A 17,169-nucleotide genomic window follows, 5' to 3' on the forward strand; every position below is an offset into this window, starting at 1 on the left:
TATTAACAGAATCGACAACCGACGCAAGAAGGTATGGACTTCCATCCTGTCACGGACTATTACTGCAGGGGAAAAGAGATGTCGAAGGTCCGGTATTGAGTGCTCCAAACCGGCTGCTACTGACTGCTTATGGCCGGAAGTGCATGGTCGACACCCTTGAGGCACCGGCTGCTATCGGCGGCCTTTCAGACGATCACAAGGGTGGAATGAAGGAGGACAGCCGCCCCAAAGCGGCCATCTACTGAACCAGCAGCAGACAGTGCGGCCAAGCTGTTCATTCTTTACCAAGAAGTCGAGAGATGCGCTGACAGGTGTGGTGTTCACTATGGGGATCGCAATTCTGAAAATGAGCGACACCTTAGCTTCGCTGATGAAGCGCTCGACAATGCGCTATATAAGGTCAAGGAAAATGGCCGTAATCAGGTCGTCTCTGAAGCGACTGACACTGTCGTGCGCCTGCACATAAAATAGCCATATTACTGGGCAGCCCTCCGAAATGTTTGGAAGAGACGTGCTCACCAATGTTGCTCGTCACTGGGGCGACTCTTCTTCATTGCCCCTTTCGTTAGGAAGTACTCTTCTCAAATGTATTGTGATCCGAAACTCTCAGGACAGGTCAGTCATTACGCTGCCCCTCCCCGCTGTTTAAAAACTTCCACGAGAAGGTCTGACCCTGAGGGTGAGTGTATAGGAGCCTTCCCGACGCTGACGAATCCAGGGGTCGTAATTCGACAGCGGAAGAGAATGTAACAGCGACACCATTGACGGCGTCAAGTCGCATGTACGTAACGCACGCTCCGTGTTCAACAAATGATATTTGGTTCGTAAAAGCGCGAAGGTGACGAACCATGCCATTAAGGATGGCAACAACTGCCCGGTCAGACTGTCGTGGAACATCGTCTCCATGCTTTGACCAAGCCAAACCACCAGCCAAACGACCCACATCAGGATCATCGCACGAACGCTGCGCCATTCAAAGGATTGCTTGACCCGGATAAAGCAGGTGATCGCCTCCACTTGGGTGCCTGAGAGATGCTCGAAACGCGGCGGTTCAGACTGCAGCGCGTGCATAGTTGGCCTCCTCAAATTTTTACTCTTTTAAAATTTAGCACGGATGATTTTTTCAACTGCACACAAGCTCGTGTCGGCTCGATTAATGTCTTTTAATCAACATAGCGTTTTGTTAATATTCGTTGCAGCTAAAATAATTTCCCATCTGCATTTTTCTCAAAATCCATCGAATTGTTCCTAATGTGCAAGGGACATAGGGTCAATGCAGTCCAATTAATTAGCATATAAACAACTAAAAGGAGTAGACATGAGTATGAGTAATCCAGTGACCGCAGTGCATTCGCGCTTCAGTCAATTCCTTGCCGTCCATCCTGATATCGGCCGACTGGTTGCCGACTTGAGTCCGGTATTTGCGTACGTGCGCAGTAATCCAGAAGCGGCCGAAAGTATTGTGCCCATGTACAAGCGCTGGATATTTGCGTCCCCTATCCGCCATTTTGCACTGCTTCAGGCGAGGCCACTGTGGCAGCGCGTGCTGTTGATGGCCTTCGGGATGACCTTGGGACCGTTGTGGACCCTGTTTCTGCACCAAATGGCGAATATTCGGGATGTGCGTTGGCGCGCGCATATGGTGAGCGCGATCCTCAAAGACGAAGCGTCCAAACGTCAGGCGCGCTCACAGACCATGACCGTGGACGTGCTAGGATCCGGGTCCGGGTTATATGTGATTGACGCATACCGGCGTCTACCGAGCAATTGCCGCACGCAATTTGGGCTAATCGACCATCTCCCGGAAACCTACGATCTCGCGCGACAGTATGCGAAAACGACCGGTCTGGACGTGACCACGTTTAACTCAACATTCCAACAGCACTGTGCCGATATTACGGCGCTGGAATTTTATGCGAATCAGGCCGGCACGCGCGATATGGTGTTGATGATTGGCGTGGGTGACCATATCGACAAGGTCATCAAGAGCCGGGTGCTGCGCGCATTGAAGGGCAGCGAACATCCGCAGGATGTGGCGTCGACCAACCCGGACATGATTCGTCTGATGAGCAAGATTAAATCGACGTTGAAGCCCGGCGGCGTGTTTGTCTATTCCTTCGTGCAAGCCAACGTGGAAGACGCGTATCTCGAAAAAGTCATTCGCTGGCGCCATCGCTACCGCACCCGCACCATGGTCGAGCAAATGTTTGCTGCAGCTGGCTGGGACAGTGACCAGATCGAATATGTGGCAGGCCCGACGGGCGTGCAGCATATCGCGATTGCCCGCGCCTGATTATCAAGACACTTTAACTGCCCTGCCGGCATCAGGGAACGCTCCCTGATGCCGGCAGGCGTACCACACCTCGAGATCGTCCGCCGTCATTGGCTTGGCAAAGAGGAATCCCTGCACATAGTCGACACCGATATTGCGCAAGAATTCGGTCTGATCGGCCGTTTCCACACCTTCCGCAATGGTTTTCAGTCCAAGCGATTGCGCTGCCGACACCATCGAACAGACCAAGGCTCGGGATCGATTGTCTTCGATGGACGAGGAAATAAAGGATCGGTCCAGCTTGACGACATCCAGCGGCAGACGCGCCAGACGCGACAGCGACGAATAACCGGTGCCAAAGTCGTCCAGATGAATCTGAGCGCCCAGTTGGCGGAATCGTTCAATGCGCTCCAGTGCAAGCGTTTCATCTTCAGCCAGACAGCTCTCCGTCAGTTCAATGTCCAGGAGGGATGGCGCGAGCCGGTTATCTAACAGCGCATTGGTGAAGTCCTCCATCAAGGTCGTGTGACACAGCTGTCTGGCGGAGATATTGACCGCAATACGCAGGTTCAGTCCGGATTTCTGCCATTTGTAAGCCTGGGCCGCCGCTTCACGAATGACCCATTTGCCGAGCTGAATGATCAGGCCGGATTCTTCGGCATAAGGAATGAACGCCGCCGGGGAAATCATGCCGCGTTCAGGAGATCGCCAACGCAGCAGCGCCTCTACACTGCGTGTCTGCCCAGTGGTCAGGCATACCTTGGGCTGATAGTACAAGTCGAGTTCGAACTTCGCCATTGCGGCGCGCAGATGGGTATCGAGCCAAATGTGTTCTTCGACGCGCGCATGCATGTCTTTTTCAAACGTAAGGAATGTTCTTCCGCCGTTTTCCTTGGCGACGTACTTGGCAGTGTCCGCGTTGCGAATCAACTCTGTGGCCGTGCTTCCGTGATCCGGATAAGTTGAAATTCCAATTTTGAAATCCGCATAGACAAGGCCGCTGCCCAGATCAAATGGCTCCTTCATGCGCGCCAAAATACGAGCAGCAACACGTTCTGCCGACTCCGTGCCCGCGCCACCGCCGAGCAGCACAAGGAAGGCATCTCCGCCCGAACGCGCCAGCAAATCGCATTCACGCAAACAACTGAGAATGACATCTCTCGCACGCTCGAGCAGTTGGTCGCCGACGGCATGGCCATACAGGTAATTGACCTTGGCGAAACCGTTCAGATCAAGCATCATGATGGAAAACGCCTGATCGGGCTGCTGCGCAATCTGGTTCTGGATAGTCTCCTGAATGGATAACCGGTTCGGCAGTCCCGTTAGCTGATCGATATGCGCCAGCGCCAAGAGCTTCTTCTGTGCGGCACGCTCTTCGGTGATGTCCGTTCCAGCCGAGATCAGGTGCCATTCATCCGGACCAGACCCACTCCTGACCAGCTTGTTGCGCCACCGGATTAAACGTTCGCCGCGTAAGGTTACGACCGGCCTCTCCATTTCAAAGGGAACGAGTTTTTGGAAAATCTCGGCGACTTTTTCTCGCGATTGCTCGCGCTGAAACCCTTGCGGAATAAAATCGAAAGCCGGTTGACCCAACACCTGCGCTTCACTATATCCAAACGTTTCTTCACACAACTTGTTGCACCGGCGAATCCTGCCCTCGTGATCAATCACGACCACTAGACAATTGACCTCGGCGAGCACGGTTTCAGTGTAAGCCAGCCCATTTTGCAAGCTGCGCACGACGGAATCCGTATCGGACAACATCGCTGCTGTCCCGTGCCATTCAGATTGGTTCATCCGCCGACCAACCAAGTGCATCCGGATCGTTTCCCCGCCAAGGACCGCTTCGACTTCCATTGCAGTGACCGTTCCCGAACTCGCGCGCAGTTGTTCCGTTTCGAGGGAATTAATGGTGACCGTGATCGCTTCGTATCCTTCTGCTCCAACCAGGGTCATGGAGCAACCTGTTGCCGGCAAGATCCAGCGCGGCGTTGCGGTTCCAAGTAAGCGTTGAAATGGATGGATGGAATTCAATGAGACCTCTGTCTGCTAACAATCTTGGCATTTCCTTAAGTCAATAATTTAGAGGCTATGTAATTTGATTGCAAGAAAGGAATCCCATACACCTTGGCCGACACCGGATACGTTGACACGATGGAGCCAAAGATGACTTCACAAGCCAACTGATGTGACGAGCCAATCAGAACGAGAGATACATGAAGCTCGCCGCACGTCTGAATGCAAAAGATGCCCAATATGCGCTTGATCTGGTAGTGCACTACCGACTTTATACTTTTTCCGTATGAACGCCGAACAACATTTCAGAACCAGCCAAATCTGCAAGGAGGCCGGCATCGATCGCGAAACCTTGCGTTTCTATGAAATACGAGGGCTGGTGCCTGAACTGCACCGATCGTCCAACAGTTACCGGGAATATCCGTCGGATACATTGCTGTGCCTGGACTTTATCCGCCAGGGCAAGGCCGCCGGGTTCACGCTCGCTGAGATTGGCCGGCTGCCGAGCCTGACGGCCGATAGCGATTTCACCGAGCTGCGTGCGGCAGCGGAATCGCAAATTGCCGCGCTGAATGTACGGATCGCCGAATTACAGGAAATGCGGGCCTTGCTTACCGAGCTGGCGAGCAAGCCGATCGCCGATGCCGACGTGGGGTGCCCGATTCTACGTTTATTTGCCAGGAAGGGAAGAAAATGAAGGTGTTCGTGACGGGCGCATCCGGTTTTCTCGGCAAGCACTTGGTGCAGCGCTTGCGCCAGGCTGGACATGAGGTGGGCGCGAATGGCCGTAGCCAGGAATGCCGCAAAGCGCAGATGCTGGCGGGCGTGACGCAGGTCGTCGACGGCTCAATGGAGAATATCGATGCCTGGGCTAGCACGCTGAGCGGCTACGATGTACTGGTGCATGCCGCCGCCCCGATCGAAATGTGGGGGCCGCGGCCGCGCTTTCGGGAGCAGATTGTTGATGCGACTGCCAGGCTGATTGACGCCGCATCGCGCCAAGGTGTCAGCCGCTTTGTCTACATCAATTCGGAATCGGTGTGGCAAGATGCCGATCCGCTCGTCGGCATCGATGAAACACTGCCGCCGGCGGCCGAACCGAATTCCTATTACGGGCACGCGAAGAAGCTGGCAGAACAGGCGGTGTTCGGGTACGACGGGCCGATCGAGCGGATCGTCCTGCGTCCGACCTTTATATGGGGCGAGGACTGCCCGGCGCTAGCCGGGATACTGCAGCAAGCCGCACATGACGGGTTTGTCTGGATTGATAGTGGCCGGGCGCCGTTCGAGGCGGTCCACGTCGACAACGTGGTCGAAGCGATTGTGCTGGCGCTCGATCATGGGCGCAGCGGCGAAGCCTATGCCGTGACCGATGGCCGCGAGTGCACCGTGCGCCAGTTTTTCAGTGCGATATTCGAACGGACTGGAATACGTGTTCCGCACCTGTCGCTGCCGGGCAGGCTGCTGCGGCCGGCGGCGAAACTGATGGAAAAGACGTGGCGCGCTTTCGGCGCTGCCACGAAACCGCCGCTCACGCGGTTCGAGGTGGCATTTGTGTCGCAGCCCCTGCACTACCGGATCGACAAGATCCGGCGCGAACTCGGATACCAGCCGGTCTTCGCCGACATGCCTTCGCAGTTGTATGCTTGAAGCGGGCGCCTGTCCCGCTGTGAAGCACGAATGGCGGAAAACGGAAAAATTGCTGAATGCGGGCTTCTGGCCGGATATACCTAGCCTGCATTTTTCCGGTACCGGCGGCTATACGCACGGTTGCAGACCTTCGCCTGTCGGTCGTGAACAGGAGCAGCCGACCCAAAGCTGCCTCTCGGTAAGTCAGAAAGCTGCCGTTCAACGCTATGCTGACCGGCGCCTCTGCAGCGCTGGGCACATGGCTAACATCGTCCGGGATATGCATCCGATGCGCGCCCAATTGCGAGGCTATCCAAAATCAGCTTTGTCTGAAAAATCGGTCAGGTGACTGAGGCATTACAGCGTTTGCCAAAGGGAGAGTGTCCCGTAGGCGTACGCCAGGCCAATGAGGCCACAGATGCCAGAGGAAATCCACCAAAAGGTATTTGAGTTTTCAGGAAATGCAGGCTTAAGAAACGGAAAGGCTATGGCCCTGACGAGATAGACGGCGCAGGCTAGAACTAGCACGAGTCGGATCAGTGGCAGTGGGCCGATGACTCCAGCGCCGGATAGGGCATACACCGACCATAGCAAGAGAATCATTGTGATCACCAGCGTGACAAGTGTCGGTCGGAGCCTTCCAGCCTCGGCTGCGCGAGCCATGCGTTCGCCAGCACCCATGAAGCGATAGGCAGGTGCGCCGATCAGGATGCAGGCCAGGTGCGCCATGGCGGCAGTCGCACTAAGCGCTGCGCCAACAACTAGAGCTTGAGCACCGGCACTAAGCATAGAGGAATGAGTTTTAACGTTCAACATGAGCGGATGTCCTGCAGCTGATTACGCCAGCGGCAGGACATCCGCTTGATGGGGGGGAAGGCCACGGTTGGTTCACTCACCTTCCTCCGCATGGCAGACAACGCACAGCTTATTTCTGTCCGGATCGCGGAAGTAGGCTCCGTAGTATGACGAGTGGTACTCGAGCCGCAAGCCTGGCTTGCCTTCTGATGATCCACCGCACGCCAGCGCAACTTCATGCGCCTTGCGGACCACAGCCCGACTCGCTGCTTGAAAGGCAACCATTTGTCCATTGCCCGCCGAATGAGGCTGACGATCGTACGGCACCCCGATGAGGAAGAGGGGCCTTGGGCCGCCAGCAGTTTGCCAACCTGCCCAAGGCCGACCGCGATCACAGAACCGACGCTCAATGCCCAGCGTAGCCATTAGAGGCTCGTAGAACGCCAGCGCTCGATCAAAGTCGGATACGCCGACGAAGACATGAGAGAACATGTGCTTGCCCTTTTTTCCCTGTGTCTAGCTTCAAATAGGGTGAAAAAATTTCTGTGTAACCTGGCAAGCTGTTCACCTATCCCGGCTCACCAATTCAGTTGGAACCCTTGCCGTTCCTGCCTTCCGATAAGGTACCGTGTTTTCATGCGGCATTAAATAAGCGGGAAAAGCAGACAGCTTCCGTGGATGCCCCATCCCGCATCGTCACCATCTTCCCAAGCTACTCGACCGAGTCCGGCGGTGCATTCGTGACAGGCATTACAGCTTACGCACCGAAGACGCGTACGTCTACTGGAGCTGATGGTATATCCGGTTTCACAAATTGAAAGGCCCCATGGGCATGGGAGCCGCCGAGGTTAAAGCTTTCCTGTCCTATCTAAGCAACGAGTGTCAAGCCAATCTCGCTACCCGCAAGCAAGCGCTTTGTCTGCTCGTCGTAGCGGGTGGGCCGGGCCGTGAGCGCGAGGTGCTGAACGTTGGCGCCAGCACTGTCGCAGTGCGCGGCGCGAGTGCACTCTTGGGTGTGCGCCAAGCATCTTTCGTGGCTAGTATTCTTCACCATCGGCACACGTGGCGCATATGCAGCTGGCATCTAAACCCTCCGCCTAGCGAACGCTTTGGAGTCCGCTGCGGTGGCCTAACTCTGCCACTCGTGTCGAACTGTCGATATAACGAAAGGGAGACCATGGGAAGATGCTCTTATCTTGATGCGCCGGAAAAAATGCAGAGCCTTCCGCTTGCGCTGCCGCAAGTATGAGTGACACGGGGCGGTCCCGTGTTCGGGGAAGCGCAGCTCGGACCATCCTGCTTGCGTAATCGATCCGGCGTTGAATGAGGCTGTGGCAAGTTGCTGCGGCACGTTCCGAAACCTGCGCACCGAAAGGCTGTCGTGAACAGGATGGCGCAGCTTGCCATTGCATCCGCGACGCTGCAAATTATCCTGTATTCGCGGAAAAGGAAACGCGCGGTTTTTCCATATTTTCAGAGGATGGTGAATCTATGCAGACACGAAAACTGGGACAGCAAGGGCTGGAAGTTTCGGCGCTCGGCCTTGGCTGCATGGGCATGTCCGAATTTTATGGCCGCGGCGACGAGGCAGAGTCGATGGCGACCATCCACCGGGCACTGGAACTGGGCATCAACTTTCTGGATACCGCAGACATGTACGGCCCGTTCGTCAATGAAGTACTGGTCGGCAAGGCCATAGGCGATCGCCGGGACAAGGTGATACTGGCGACCAAGTTTGGCAACGTGCGCGGCGAAAAAGGAGAATTCCTCGGCATTCGCGGCGATGCAGCCTACGTCCGGCAAGCCTGCGATGCTTCACTGAAGCGATTGGGTGTCGACCACATCGATCTGTATTATCAGCATCGGGTCGACCCGAATGTACCGATCGAGGAAACCATTGGCGCCATGGCCGAACTGGTTAAGGCCGGCAAGGTGCGCTATCTCGGTATGTCGGAAGCGGCGCCGGAAACCATCCGGCGTGCGCACAAGGTGCATCCCATCAGCGCATTGCAAACGGAATACTCGCTGTGGAGCCGTGATGTGGAAGCGCAGGTCCTGCCGACCGTGCGCGAACTCGGCATCGGCTATGTGGCGTATAGCCCACTGGGGCGCGGGTTTCTTACTGGTCAGATCAAGCGTCCCGAAGACCTCGCGGAAGACGATTACCGCCGGCATTCCCCGCGCTTTCAGGGCGAAAACTTCCAGCGCAATCTGAACCTGGTGGCGGAAGTCGAGCGCATGGCGCAGGAGAAGGGCTGCTCCCCGGCCCAGCTCGCCCTGGCCTGGGTGCTGGCGCAAGGCGAGGACATCGTGCCGATCCCCGGCAGCAAGCGCCGGCGCAATCTGGAGGACAACGCCGGCGCGCTGACGGTGCAGCTCAGCGCGGAGGATCTCGCGCGCATGGACCGCATTCTGCCGCCCGGTGCGGCGGCAGGCGACCGCTATGCGGCAGCGGCAATGCAGGCGCTTAACCGGTAGCGCGCCATGAACATGTCGCGGCGACGATACAACGCCGGCGCTGCGGGTTGCGGCTGCAGCCGCTCATGAGGCGGCGCGCGGAAAGAAACGCAATGCATGGCCTGCTCCGGTGCCGTCCGTTCCGCATGGAGACTGTTAACCCCGAGTCGATAGGCGCGGCAAGGAAGCGCTGACGCAGGATCTGCACCCGGCATGAAGGCAGGCCGCAGACGGCCGGTCGTTACTCCGGCTGCTATGTCCGCACCACTGTGTCGGGCGAAATCGTCCGACCATACATAGACGGCTTTGCCGCTAGTTCTGCGCTGACGGTGAAGTGGGCCTGACGTCCAAAAACGAAAGCTACGCGATCCCGAAAGCGGCCTTTCATCTTCGCTTGGCATGCGGCTCAGAAGTGTCGATGAAAGCCATGGCGATTCGTCCTGAAACTTATTCGGCGCGAAACCGGTTGTCAAGGAACCGCTATGCGTGTGTATCGCCCCGTCCGTTTCTGGTATTGCTTACGGCATCGGAAAGTCTGTATTTCCGAATCTTTTCATACAAGGTGCTTTTCGCTATGCCTAAATGCGTAGCCGCCTTGGTCAGATTGCCTTCGCAATGCGCGAGCGCATTACGAATCGATTCGACTTCAGCAGATTCCAGCGAATAGATTTTTGCCTGCGTGGATGCCAATGGCTCTTGCCTCGTGCCTGACGGGAGAGCGGCGCTGGGCAGGATTTCGGGTGGCAGACTGTCCGATGTGATGACGCTGCCTTGTGCCATGAGCAGGGAGCTCTCGACTGCGTTTCGAAGTTCTCGTACATTGCCGGGCCAGTCGTAGCGTTCAAGGCAGGCGGCGGCTTCATCGTCGAAGGTGGGCGGTGCCATGCCGTAGCGCTCGCAAAGACGATGCAGCCACTCGGCGACGAGCGCGGGAATATCGCTTCTGCGCTCCCGCAGCGGCGGTATGCAGACGTTGGTGACGGCGATCCGATAGAACAGATCCATGCGGAATTTGCCCTGCGCAACCTCTTCGCGCAGGTTACGGTGAGTAGCTGCGATGAGGCGGATGTTGACCTTGCGCGGGGCATTCTCGCCGAGCCGGTAGATTTCCCCCTCTTCCAGCACGCGAAGCAGGTGCGGCTGTATATCGATCGGCATTTCGCCGATTTCGTCGAGGAACAGGGTGCCGCCATTCGCGGCTTCGATCTTGCCGGCGGCGCCAGACTTGCGGGCGCCGGTAAACGCGCCCTCGGCATAGCCAAACAGTTCGCTGGCAAGCAGGTCGCGCGACAGGCCGCCGCAGTTCAGGGCAACGAAGGGGCCGCTGGCGCAGCTGCTGCTCTGGTGGATACCCTGCGCAAACAACTCCTTGCCCACCCCGGTCTCACCGAGGAGCAACACGGGTACCCGCGACGGCGCAAGTTTTTCCGCCTTGGCGACGGCGGCACGGAGGGCGGCGCTCTCGCCGACGATCCGGGCAAACGGCGTTGCGCTCTTCTCTTTCGTCCTGGCCGCCCGCAAGGACATGGATGCGGCGATGCGTGCCGCGGCGGGCATGACGATCAGGAAGCCGAGCACCGCTCCGTGATCGCGCATGGTGTCGATATGCGCACTGCGCAGCCATTCGGGCAGGAGCGCCGGAGCGTCGCCCGCAAGGGCGCTCGTGCTGGCTACCGGCGCCGTATCTCCCAGCTTCACGGTCACGCCGCGTTGCGCAAGCATCGTCGCCGCGTGCTGGTTGGCCTTGACGATGCGCCCGTGTTCATCGATCACGAGCACGCCATCGTTTCGGTCGGAACCAAGGTACTCAGCACACCGGTCGAGCAGACGCATGCGGCGCTCCATCAGGAGCCGCGCCAGCCGCCCCTCGATCCGGTCCGCCAGTGAAACGGCCAGTGCCAGGCTGTGGCGGCTATAGGTATGGGCGAGGCCTGATACATCGATCACGCCGAGCACGCCATGGTCAAGCGGATCGCGGATCACCGTCGCCGAACAGGTCCAGCGCTTGATGCCCGCGCAGAAGTGTTCGGCGCCGTGGATTTGGACTGGCTGCTGGAGTGCAAGCGCGGTGCCGATGGCGTTGGTGCCGCAATTGATTTCCGTCCAGTTGCAACCCGGGATCAGCCGTACCTCGCCGGCCGGTTCCACGATGCGTGCATCGCCTGCCAGTTGCAGGATCACGCCGTCCGGGTCCGCCAGCAGCATGATGGTGCCGGTCTGGGAAAGGAAGTCGCGGGTCTGTTCGATCAGCGGCATGCTCGCATCCATCAGCCGCGCATTCTTTTCGAGACTGGCGGCAAGCCGGCCGTCGTCCAGCGGTGGCGGCGCGCTCTCGGCCTTGGGATTGACCCTGCTGTCCAAGCAGCGGCGCCAGGACTTGTCGACGACGCTGCGAAGTCCGCCGTCCGGCAACTTGTCACCGCTAATCATATGTTCCCAGGCAAGAAGAACGCTGGCGTCGTGGTCGGGCCGGGAAATCCAGTCCATCGGCGTGCTTGTCATCGGCATTCCGTGTCTCCTTGGGGACCGGATTCTCCGGATGGGCGTCCGGTTCCGGCTTGTCGATATTGTGTATTTGGAAAGGAATGGCTTCTATCCTACTCCCATCCGCCGGGGCGATGCCAGCGGCCGTAGGTGATGACGATTAAGCAAGATGCAAACCAGCGCAGGTCCCGGGCCAAACTGTCTTGGCAGTAGCGAAAACCGTTCGAAAACACGACGACCGTCCGAAAATCGGACGGTCGTATTCCGGACGTGGCAAACGTGAGTATCAGTCGGCGCGCTCAGGCACCGGCAGCTTCACCCATTCCGCATAGAAGGCCTCGATGTCCGGCTCGAAGTCATGCACGACCGGGTACCACGGCGTCGGCGCTTCCACGTCGTGCATGGTGCCGCATTCCGGGCAGTAATACTCGCGGTAGACCTGCCATTTGGTATCGGGCGCCATCATCTTCGGATAGACCTCGGTCATCGCTTCCTCGTTGTCGCGCACGTAGATATTGGCATGCAGCTTCCAGTTTTCCCGGTAGTCGCAGAACACGTGGCCACAGTCGCATTGCGTAACCCATTTCTTCGTCTTCGCCTGCTGCACGATATACATGTGCGGCCCGAGCGGCAGGACGATGCGGTCTTTCCAGCCAAGCTTCTTTTGCAGCGTATCGACATACATCTGGAAGCGCTCTGCATCCTTGGGCATCGACAGCATGCGCAAGGTGGTGTCCCAATCGAGCTTGCCGTCGACCAGGTTCTTGATCTGTTCACTGGTATAGGTAGTCATGTTGATTCCTTTCTGTTTGATCTGGCAGGCTCATTCTTCGACCAGCACGACGGTGTTGACGTCGGGCATCTGAGACAGGTCCATGCGGAACTTCGAGCCGTAGGTCGGCACGTCGAGTTCGTCCTCGGTCAGCGTCCAGGATTCCGGGAGATCCCAGAAGTCGCGGAACTGCTGCTCGAACTTCTGCGACAGGCCAAAGCTGGTCGCAAACATGTGCTGTACTTGCGGAGCGGCATGCTTGACCAGGATGTGGTCGCGCTCGGCTTTCATCCACTCGGCGGTTGGCTGCGAACGGGCCAGTCGCTGCTTGCGGATTTCCAGGCGCTGCAGCGCAGTCTTTTGCGCGTCGACATGCCATACGCCATTGGCATCCATCGTCGCGACCGCGCCGTAGACCTTCTGCGCGTACTCCGGCAGCAGCAGCGCATTGTTGAGATCACGCGCGATGCCTTCCGGCTCGCGGTCGAGCGGGTCGCCGAAGCCTGGGCCGCCGCGCAGGTAGTTCAGGTACAGGTCGTAGTTGTCGTAGCAGTCCTCGGTCGTCATGCACTGCTTGTCGCGCTTGACCACCGCACCCGCGTTGAGATGGTTTTCGTAGTCGGGCAGGTCCGGATTGAGGTCGCCTCCGAGCGGGAGGGAATCGCCCGCGGCAATCCGCTCCTTCAGGCCGGTCTTGTGCGCCTCGAAGCGGTAGCCGGTCGCCGCCGGATAGCCACCCATCAGGCCCCAGTCGCTGTTCATGTAGCCATTGCCCATGAAGAACATGGTCCAGTCCTGCGCGTTCCAGACCATGCGCAGCGTCTCGAATCCGCAGCCGCCGCGATATTTCCCGTAGCCGCCGGAGTTGGTCTTGATGTTGCGGCCAAGGTAGAGCAGCGGCTCGGCCATTTCCCATATCTCGATGTCGCCCATGTCGCCTTCGGGATTCCAGATCGCCGCCGCGTGGCTCAGGCCATCCTTGATCGCGCAGGCGCCGGTGCCGCAGGACGACGCTTCGAAACTGTTGACCGCATGGATCTCGCCATCCTGGTTGATACCCCCGCCCTGCAGCCAGTTCGAGGTGTTGGCATTGCCCGCGTTGACTTCCTCGAGGTAGCCGCGGCTGAAGTAGGCCTGCGACAGGCCGCGCCACATCGCGCTCCAGCCGGAGACGAGGAAGTGCCAGGCGTAGGCGTGGCCGGTGCGGCGGTCATCCGGATTCATCCATGTGCCCTTGGGCAGGTGGAACTCCGTGCCGAAGTAGGCGCCATCATTGATGCGCTGCGTCGGCACCAGGGTCTGCGTCATCATCACCCAGATACCGCTGGTGAAGGCGACCTGGTGCGCGTTGTACGAGTGCCAGCCCCAGCGGCTCGCGCCCTCGAAATCGAGGCGCCATGTGCCGTCCTTGCGGATCTCCATCTCGACCGGCGAATGCATGATCGAATCGAGCTTGGCGAACGCGTTGGATGTCTGCACGTCCTCGTGCGCATAGGGCACGTCGACGAAGGCCACCTTGCGGTACTTGCCCGGCAGCGTCATCGCCTTGATGCGCGTTTGCAGCCCGCGCCGTCCTTCCTCGATCACTTCGAACGCGAACTTCTCGTAGGCTTCCAGGCCTTCCTCCGCAATCACCTCTTCGATCAAGTCCCGGATCATGTGGCAGCCGGCGATACGGGTACGTTCGTCGAGAATCCAGTATTTCGGCGTACGCACCGAGCGCTGGCTCTCGTGCAACCAGTCGCGCAACGGCGTGTCATTCACGCCGGTCTTGCGGCAGGTGATCATGTAGCCGTCGCCGAAGCGCTGCGTCTGGCCGGTGGACATCGAACCCGGCGTGACGGCGCCGGTGTCGATCACATGGGTGACGCCGCCGACCCAGCCGACCAGCTTGCCATGCGCGAAGATCGGCACAATGGTGGCGATGTCGCACGGGTGCACGTTGCCGATCGAGCAGTCATTATTGGTGAACATGTCACCGGGGTTGATGCCGGGATTGGCTTCCCAGTTGTTCTCGATCATGTACTTGATCGCTGCGCCCATCGTGCCGACGTGGATGATGATGCCGGTCGACGTCAGGATGCAGTCGCCGGCGGCGTTGTAGAGCGTGAAGCAGAGTTCGCCTTCCTGCTCGACGATCGGACTGGCGGCGATCTTCTTCGCCGTTTCGCGGGCATGCACCAGGCCGCCGCGCAGTTTCGAGAACAGCTTTTCGTAGCGGATCGGGTCCTTCTCGCGCAGCTCCAGGCGGGTCAGGCCGTTGTAGTGGCCGGTGTCGGCGGTGCGCTTGAGAATGCCGTCGCGGAATTCCTTGAGCGTTTCGCCGGTCTTGAGCAAGTCGGCAAAACCAACTTCCTTGGTGGACATCATGTTCATGGCGTGTCTCCTTAGTTCGTTTCTTTGAGATGAAAGAGGCGATGCTTGTCGAGCGTGGTCGAGAAACCGTTCGGTACGACAAAGGTGGTGGCGTCGGATTCGATGATGGCGGGGCCGACGATCGTGTTGCCCGGCTTGAGGGCCTCCATCTTCCACACGATCGCGTCATGCCACTTCTTGTGGCGGTACAGCGGACGGGTACCGATCAGTGCTTCCTTCGGCGGCATCAGGTCGCCTGCCGGGTCTTCCGGCAGCACCGGCTTTTGCGTAACGACCATGCCGCGCATGATGGCGCCGGTGACGGAGAAGCCCAGCTCGGGAGACTGTGCCGAACTCGCGTACACCCGGCCATAGGTTTCCTCGAATGCGTCGACGATGCGGTCCCAGTCCTCGGCGGTCGACGCAGTGGCGATCGGCGAGCTGATTTCGAGGTCGTTGAGCTGCCCCATGTACTGCATGCGGTAGCCAGGACGCAGAATCACCTCCTCCGGCTTGAAACCGTTGATCTTGAATTCCTCGATCACCTTTGCCGCGAGGTCGGCCCATGCATCCTGGATGGTTTGCGCTGCCTGTACCTTCGCCTCATTGCCGGCATGCTGCGGCAGCGCCAGGTCCACGCTCTTGTCGTAACGGTATTCAAAGTCCGCGCATGCGCAACCGAAGGCCGAGAAACCTGCCGCCCACGCCGGCACGACGACGTCCTTGAAGCCAAGTCCCTCCGTATAGCCATAGGTATGCACAGGGCCGGCACCGCCGTAGGAGAAGCAAACGAAGTCCGTCGGGTTGTAACCCTTGGCGCTGACGTTGGAACGCAGGTACTCGCGCAACTGCAGATCGAGCAGTTCGATCACGCCGGCGGCCGCATCTTCGACCGACAGGCCGAGCGGATCGGCGATCTGCGCCTTGATGTGCTGGCGCGCGCGGTCGACATCGAGCTTGATGGCACCGCCAAGGAAGTTGTTCGGATTCAGGTAGCCGAGCACCACGTGGCAATCCGATACGGACACGGTATCGAGTCCGCTCTCCGGCCAGCAGGTGCCGACGCGGTAGCCTGCGCTGTCCGGACCGAGCTTGATCGCGCCGCTATACGGGTCGAGGCGCACAAAACTGCCCGCGCCCGCGCCGACGGAATCCATCGTTACCAGCGGCAGCGAAAGCACCAGACGCGCCATGTCGGGATCCGAAGCAATGGCGAAATTGCCCTTGGTGATCAATGCCATGTCGAAGGAAGTGCCGCCGATATCCGAGCAGGCGACGTTGTCGTAACCGAGCACCTCGCCCAGCAGCTTGGAGCCGATCACGCCGCCGATCGGGCCGGACACGATGGTGCGCGCCAGCTCCTTGGCCTTCCAGCTGATCGTCCCGCCATGCGTGGCCATCACCCGCAGGTCGAATTTCGCACCGTGCTTCTTGAAGCGGTCGCTGACTTTTTTCAGCGTCTCGCGCGACGGTTCAGCCGCATAGGCTTCCAGCACCGTGGTATTCATGCGGTGGCTTTCCTTGCGTTGCGGGTAGTAGTCGACCGATGCAAAGACTGGAACCTGGGAACCTATCTTCTTCAGCTCATCTCGCACCACGTCACGTGCACGCTGCTCGCTGGAGCCGTTTTTGTGCGACTGCAGGAAGCAGATGACGATGGCCTTTGATCCTGCAGCAACCAGCTCACGCGCCGCCTTGCGCACCTCGTCCTCGCGTAGCGGGATCACGACCTTCCCCTGGACGTCGGTGCGCTCGGTCACGCCGCGCGTGCGTGACAGTGGCACCAGCGGTTCGTCATAGCGGTGGGTGTTGAGGTGGATGCGTTCTTCCAGTGCATAGCCGAGATAGCTTTGTATCGCGCGGCCCATGGAATGCACATGCTCGAACCCCTTGTTGACCATCAGGCCGACATCCAGCCCCTTGCGCTGCACGACGCGGTTCAGCATCGCCGTACCGGAATACACGCAGGTCAGCAGTTCCGGATACACGTCGTCAACAGTTCGTTCCCAGTGCGCGAGCGCGTCCTGTGAAGAGTTGAAAATGGCGAGCGACTCATCCTGCGGGTTGCTCTGCGCCTTGCCCACGACGAAACGTCCGTCGGAGCGCACAAAAAAGGTGTCGGTCATCGTGCCGCCGGCGTCGATGCCCATCACCTGTACTTGGGACTGTACTTGCATAGCGATATCTCCTTCCGTTGTTGTCATCCACGCGTGCAGAAGCGCAGTACGTGGTCAAACGCACCCGATCAAGCGAGGTGGTCGGAGCGCTGTTTCGCAAGGGCTGTGCCAGAGGGAGGAGGAGGACGTTTTCCCTTTTCGATCAATTACTTACAGCTTGGGAGAGGCTTGAAAGCCGGCAGATCAGAGAGGCGTACGACGCCGAGCGC

Annotated in this window: 13 protein-coding genes; 5 read left to right on the forward strand and 8 right to left on the reverse strand. The window is 58.8% G+C overall.

What is annotated here, in order from left to right:
• Positions 1-245, forward strand: a 245-nt coding sequence (locus TSA66_RS27685) for a hypothetical protein (protein ID WP_232429439.1), incomplete at its 5' end; no start/stop codon positions are given.
• A 400-nt stretch (positions 246-645) separates the two neighbouring features.
• Here TSA66_RS27685 and TSA66_RS09675 read toward each other — a convergent pair.
• Positions 646-1,071: a hypothetical protein gene (locus tag TSA66_RS09675; protein ID WP_040039848.1), complete on the reverse strand. Its 426-nt coding sequence runs from the start codon at positions 1,069-1,071 to the stop codon at positions 646-648.
• Positions 1,072-1,318: 247 nt separating this feature from the next.
• On the opposite strand from TSA66_RS09675, the gene TSA66_RS09680 reads away from it, so the two are divergent.
• Positions 1,319-2,293: a class I SAM-dependent methyltransferase gene (locus TSA66_RS09680; protein ID WP_157691649.1), complete on the forward strand. Its 975-nt coding sequence runs from the start codon at positions 1,319-1,321 to the stop codon at positions 2,291-2,293.
• Between the two features lie 3 nt (positions 2,294-2,296).
• Here the strand turns inward: TSA66_RS09680 and TSA66_RS09685 are convergent, their stop codons facing one another.
• Positions 2,297-4,309, reverse strand: coding sequence for an EAL domain-containing protein (locus TSA66_RS09685; RefSeq protein WP_157691650.1), 2,013 nt, complete (start codon positions 4,307-4,309; stop codon positions 2,297-2,299).
• 268 nt (positions 4,310-4,577) lie between these two features.
• On the opposite strand from TSA66_RS09685, the gene TSA66_RS09690 reads away from it, so the two are divergent.
• Complete coding sequence (locus TSA66_RS09690) at positions 4,578-4,988, forward strand: MerR family DNA-binding protein (RefSeq protein ID WP_040039850.1); 411 nt, start codon at positions 4,578-4,580, stop codon at positions 4,986-4,988.
• Positions 4,985-5,941 (forward strand): NAD-dependent epimerase/dehydratase family protein, encoded by a 957-nt coding sequence (locus tag TSA66_RS09695; RefSeq protein ID WP_040039851.1) that lies wholly within the window; start codon positions 4,985-4,987, stop codon positions 5,939-5,941. The genes TSA66_RS09690 and TSA66_RS09695 overlap by 4 nt, the downstream gene beginning before the upstream one ends.
• A 336-nt stretch (positions 5,942-6,277) precedes the next feature.
• Here the strand turns inward: TSA66_RS09695 and TSA66_RS09700 are convergent, their stop codons facing one another.
• Both TSA66_RS09700 and TSA66_RS09705 read right to left on the reverse strand, forming a co-directional pair.
• Positions 6,278-6,736: a hypothetical protein gene (locus TSA66_RS09700; RefSeq protein ID WP_232429440.1), complete on the reverse strand. Its 459-nt coding sequence runs from the start codon at positions 6,734-6,736 to the stop codon at positions 6,278-6,280.
• 72 nt (positions 6,737-6,808) lie between these two features.
• Positions 6,809-7,207 carry a VOC family protein gene (locus TSA66_RS09705; RefSeq protein ID WP_040039852.1) on the reverse strand — a complete coding sequence of 133 codons (399 nt, stop codon included), beginning with the start codon at positions 7,205-7,207 and terminating at the stop codon, positions 6,809-6,811.
• 999 nt (positions 7,208-8,206) lie between these two features.
• Between TSA66_RS09705 and TSA66_RS09715 the strand changes: the two genes are divergently transcribed.
• The gene (locus TSA66_RS09715) at positions 8,207-9,193 is read left to right on the forward strand and encodes an aldo/keto reductase (RefSeq protein WP_040042401.1); all 987 of its coding nucleotides are present in this window, start codon (positions 8,207-8,209) and stop codon (positions 9,191-9,193) included.
• A gap of 459 nt (positions 9,194-9,652) precedes the next feature.
• Here the strand turns inward: TSA66_RS09715 and TSA66_RS09720 are convergent, their stop codons facing one another.
• The 4 genes from TSA66_RS09720 to TSA66_RS09735 form a co-directional block, all read right to left on the reverse strand.
• Positions 9,653-11,680 carry a sigma-54-dependent Fis family transcriptional regulator gene (locus TSA66_RS09720; RefSeq protein ID WP_232429441.1) on the reverse strand — a complete coding sequence of 676 codons (2,028 nt, stop codon included), beginning with the start codon at positions 11,678-11,680 and terminating at the stop codon, positions 9,653-9,655.
• A 262-nt stretch (positions 11,681-11,942) separates the two neighbouring features.
• Entirely contained in the window at positions 11,943-12,449 is a 507-nt protein-coding gene (locus tag TSA66_RS09725; RefSeq protein WP_040039854.1) for an acetone carboxylase subunit gamma, read from the reverse strand.
• A 30-nt stretch (positions 12,450-12,479) separates the two neighbouring features.
• A complete protein-coding gene (locus TSA66_RS09730) occupies positions 12,480-14,804 on the reverse strand; it encodes a hydantoinase B/oxoprolinase family protein (RefSeq protein ID WP_040039855.1) in 2,325 nt (774 codons plus the stop codon).
• 11 nt (positions 14,805-14,815) lie between these two features.
• Positions 14,816-16,960, reverse strand: coding sequence for a hydantoinase/oxoprolinase family protein (locus TSA66_RS09735; RefSeq protein WP_040039856.1), 2,145 nt, complete (start codon positions 16,958-16,960; stop codon positions 14,816-14,818).
• Positions 16,961-17,169 lie beyond the last annotated feature (209 nt).

It is taken from the genome of Noviherbaspirillum autotrophicum (genome assembly GCF_000818395.1).
Taxonomy (GTDB): Bacteria; Pseudomonadota; Gammaproteobacteria; order Burkholderiales; family Burkholderiaceae_D; genus Noviherbaspirillum; species Noviherbaspirillum autotrophicum.